At 49.8% G+C, this 4,751-nt stretch carries 4 protein-coding genes; all 4 read right to left on the minus strand.

Annotated elements, in window-relative coordinates:
• Positions 1-49: 49 nt before the first annotated feature.
• Positions 50-271: a FeoC-like transcriptional regulator gene (locus BZG79_RS11780; protein WP_158011336.1), complete on the minus strand. Its 222-nt coding sequence runs from the start codon at positions 269-271 to the stop codon at positions 50-52.
• Positions 222-2,564: a ferrous iron transport protein B gene (feoB, locus tag BZG79_RS11785; protein WP_077774469.1), complete on the minus strand. Its 2,343-nt coding sequence runs from the start codon at positions 2,562-2,564 to the stop codon at positions 222-224. Before feoB ends, BZG79_RS11780 begins: the two co-directional genes overlap by 50 nt.
• Entirely contained in the window at positions 2,564-2,791 is a 228-nt protein-coding gene (locus tag BZG79_RS11790) for a FeoA family protein (protein WP_021023136.1), read from the minus strand. The genes feoB and BZG79_RS11790 overlap by 1 nt, the downstream gene beginning before the upstream one ends.
• Before the next feature lie 174 nt (positions 2,792-2,965).
• A partial coding sequence (locus BZG79_RS11795) for a Lon protease family protein (protein ID WP_108743285.1) occupies positions 2,966-4,751 on the minus strand: 1,786 nt, incomplete at its 5' end.

Raw genomic sequence — 4,751 nt, forward strand, 5'->3', positions numbered from 1 at the left:
TTATAAAGCAAACCGGCGACCTTAATGGTCGCCGTTTTTGTATGTCTCGCTATACCATACTCAAGCATTGTATTTCGTTATGATGCGCTAAACGGTATTGAACCTCTTGCTGATCGTGACAAGTACATTGGCGGATGATCGTGCCCCGCCTGATCCAAGTCTCCATCATGGCCTCAATACCGTCGGGACTGAGGCCGTACTCTTTTGCAAGCGCTTCTCGACTAATGACACCCGCCTGAGTGACACTGGCTTTGAGCTTTTGCAGGATCATAATAGGTCTCCTTGAACCAATGAGGATGGCGACCAACATAACGCATTACGCCGATCACGGTAATCAGTAGGGCAGAAAGGCTGACAATATAAACTGTCGCCTGAGTGGTCGCCACGCCGATTTGACTGACTTGAAAGCACAGTGTGGCACCACTGACAGCTAAGAGCATTGACCATCCCGCGATAAATAGCGCAAATCGACGGCCAAACTCACGGGTATAGGCTCCTATCGCGGCAACACAGGGCGTATACAGTAGGATCACAATCAGATAAGCCATAACACTGGCCGTCGTCGTGAATTGGCGGTGTAAATTGTCAAACGTTGCCATACTCACTGCTTGCTCTTGCGCAGCGGCTTCGGTGTTTTCTATCTCTCCCACGCTCATCGCGAATGGATCGCTGTAATCAATGCCAAATAAGTTTTCGGGAATGCTTTGAACGGCGTCAACAAGCGCATCACTGATCGAGCCTTCGTCTTGTTCTGCATTGGTTGGGGCATAGAGGTTATTTAAGGTACCAACCACTGCTTCTTTGGCGAATAGTCCGGTCACTAAGCCGACAGTGGCTGGCCAATTATCTTCTTCGATACCAATGGGTGAGAGAGCAGGGGTGACGACTTGAGCCGCTTTCGATAACACAGATGTCTCGCTATCTTCATGGCCAAAGCTGCCATCGGTACCGAGAGAGTTAAAGAAAGTTAAGAGGGTTACTACAATGACGATGGTTTTACCTGCCCCCAATACGAAACGGCGCAGCTTTTGCCAGGTATGACTCAACACGTGGCGAATACGGGGGAGCTCGTAGTCCGGCAGTGTCATTAACAGACTTTCACTTTGGCCCGGATAAAGGGTGTGGCGCAAAATCAAACCAGTGAGCACAGCCGCTGCAATCCCAAGTAAGTAGAGCGCAAATACTAGGTTTTGTCCGTTTTGCGGGAAGAACGCTGCGGCAAATAAGGCGTAAACGGGGAGCCGTGCACCACAGGACATAAAGGTGGCCATTGCTGCGGCGGTTTTGCGCTCATGAATTTGCTCAAGAGTGCGCGTTGCCATGACGGCAGGCACTGTACAGCCAAAGCCGAGGATCAGGGGGACAAATGCTTTACCCGGTAAGCCAATTTTTTGCATCAAACCATCGAGCAAAAAGGCGGCGCGCGCCATGTAACCGGTGCTTTCTAGAACGGTGAGAAAAAGATACAGCCCAGCAATCACCGGGATAAAGGTCGCCACGGTTTGGATACCACCACCCACACCATCTGCAACGAGTGTCACTATCGCTTCGGGCAATATGCCATCTAATAGTTGATGGGTGCCATCCACTAAAACAGCGCCAGCGGCGATATCAAAAAAGTCGATAAAGGCGCCGCCAATATTGATGGCAAATACGAACATGGCATAGAGTACGGCAAGCAAAATAGGCAGCGATAAAAAAGGATTGAGGATCACCTTGTCGAGTTTTTCGGTTTTATTGCGGCTTAAATGGCGGTGCTCGCGTCGTGTGTCATGTACCAGATCGCGAATATAGCTGTAGCGTGTATCGGCGATAAGAATGTCGGTATCTTGTCCGGCCAGCGATTGGCAAGCCTGGGAAAATAACGCTTGTAGGGACGTATCATTGCCATCGGGCAAACGATCTCGCTCTAGGCACTCAAGCAAATGGGCGCGTTGATTCACTTGTGCCGCTGCCGAGCCTGCAAACGGGGCGCCAAGATGAGATTGGATCCATGCCTCGATATGCTCACCATAGTTTAACTGCATGGCGTCGCAATGCGGAAGTTCCATCATCATATGGGCGAGCTGATGGCGGAAAGTCGCCACACTGTCGGCTTGGCATGCGGTAACGGTAAGCACGGGACAACCAAGCCATTCTTGTAGCTTCCCGATATCGAGCTGTTGTCCGTTGCGATCTAACCGATCCATCTTATTGATCAGCACTATCATCGGGACGCCGCGCTCGCGTAATTGCAAGGTAAGGTACAGCCCTCTTTCAAGACTATTGGCATCTAGCACATTAATGATCGCATCACAGTCGCGGCTATCAATTGAATACGTCGCGATTTGTTCGTCTAGGCTGGCATCAAAGCCTGCATTTAGGGCGTATAAACCGGGTAAATCGGTAATTTCACACTCTGTATTGTCGTTCGCTGTTTGATTGAACGTGAGCTGGCCGACTTTCTTATCAACCGTGACGCCAGCCCAGTTACCGACTTTTTGGCGAGAGCCGGTTAACGCATTAAATAATGTGGTTTTGCCGCAGTTTGGGTTACCGGCAAGAAGAATGCGTTTTTTTTCCATTACAGTGTCTCCACATCAATCAATTTGGCAACGTCACGACGAACGACGAGTTGTTCGTTATCGAGCCGGATTTGTAATGGGTCTCCAAGCGGTGCTCGCCGAACCAGCTCCACCGCGGTGCCCGGGATTAATCCCATAACAGCAAGGCGGTGACGGATAACAGCGGGCACATGATGGACACTGGTAATACGCGCGGACTGACCGCGACCAAGCGTTGACAGTTTCATAATGTGAGATCCAAATAAGAATGGTTTTCATTGCATATTACGCGCAAAGGTCGCTATTTTTTTTGCGTCGGATCAAGCTATGGTGAAAGTCAATAACGTGATTGCTGCCACAATGAGAAGTGACGATCCTGATGTGAACTAAGAAGAAAAAAGCGGCCAGTGTGGCCGCTGTCTTTAACTTGCGGAAGTACGATGTGCATCGCGTTGATTGTTCAGTTTATCCATCGCGATGGTCAATAGTCCGTTGGGGGCTTTACCCTCGGGACCGAATCCCGCTTTCTCTCCTGATAAAAGCGAGAGTGCTTCACTGACGTGCGAAACGGCATAAATATGAAATTCGCCTTTTTCAACTGCCAGCACCACATCTTTGCGCAACATCAGATTCTGAATATTGGCGGCAGGAATAATTACCCCTTGCTGGTGGTTTGGCCCTTTGAGTGTGCAGACGTCAAAGAAGCCTTCGATTTTTTCATTCACACCGCCAATCGGTTGTGCTTCGCCAAATTGGTTCATGGATCCTGTGATGGCGATATCCTGGCGCAGTGGCACCTCAGTCATTGCCGAGAAAATCGCACAAAATTCCGCCATGGAGGCGCTATCACCGTCGACGCCGCCATACGATTGTTCAAAGGTCAGATGCGTTTTTAGCGGGATCTTATCGGTTTTACCCAAAAGCGTGGCAAGATACGCGGATAAAATCATTACCCCTTTTGAGTGAATACGCCCGCCTAGTTTTACGCTACGCTCTATATCGAGTACTTCACCTTCGCCAAACGCGGTGGTCGCGGTAATGCGATTGGGTAAACCAAAGCTGTAGTCAGAGGTGCTGAGCACTGACAGGCCGTTAATCTGGCCGAGAGCCGTTCCCTGGGTGTTGATCAACGTTACCCCGTTTTCTACATTCTGCATCATGCTGTCTCGTAAGCGGCTTACCCGCATGTTTCGACTGGCAAGGGCTTTTTCAACATGCAGCGCGCCAACGGTATTCGCTTTTGCTTGCGTGGCCCAGTAATTGGACTCGCGCAATAAGTTAGCGATGTCAGCTGAATGAAGCGACAAACGGTTTTGATCCTCCGCTTGTCGTGCACTGTGCTCGATAATACGAGCGATAGCACTGCGGCTACAGTGTAACAGGTTGCCATCATGGATAATGCTGGAAATAAATTTGGCGTATTGGTGCTCAGTACTCTCTGTTCGAGGCATGTCATCTTCAAAATCTGCTGTGACTCGGAACAGCTCACTGAATTCTGCATCGTAGCGTTGTAAAAGCTGATACGTTTGATAATCGCCAAATAAAACAATTTTGAGATCAAGTGGAATGGGGGCTGGATCGAGTGACACGGTTCCGCTGAGGGTTACCTCTCGCTCTAGCGCACTGACGCTGAGCTGACGACTGCTCAAGGCACGTTTAATGCCTTCCCATACGTAAGGTTTTTCGAGCACTTTGATGGCATCCATCATCAACACACCGCCATTGGCGCGATGGAAACTGCCGGCGCGAATGAGAGAAAAGTCAGTGAAGACCGTGCCTTTAAAGGTGGCGTTTTCAACATAGCCAAATAAATTGTGATAGCTGGGGCTGTCTTCGACCACGATGGGGGCTTGCGCGTCGTGTTGGCTAACTAATACATTGACTTGATAACGGCGAGGGAGCTTTTTATCTAACGCCGCGTAGGCGAGTGCCGCTTGCTCTTCGCTGTCTTCTAAAAAAATATCAAGGTGTTCCAGCATGTCGGCCTGCATTGCCTCGAGAAAAGTGATGATCTCGGGCAGCTCTGCGAACGTCTTTTTCAGTGGCGCGATATGGGTGGCAATCACTTCTTGGCCAATGTCTTCATCAAGCGCTTTTTGTTTGTCTGCGTATTCTGACTCCCATTCACCCAGTTGGCGAACAACGCCGCGTAATTCAGTCTCAAGCTTATCAATCACTTTACCGAAGGCCATCTGTTCATCTTGTGAT

Origin of the sequence: Salinivibrio sp. MA427 (genome assembly GCF_001996115.1) — a bacterium.
GTDB lineage: Bacteria > Pseudomonadota > Gammaproteobacteria > Enterobacterales > Vibrionaceae > Salinivibrio > Salinivibrio costicola.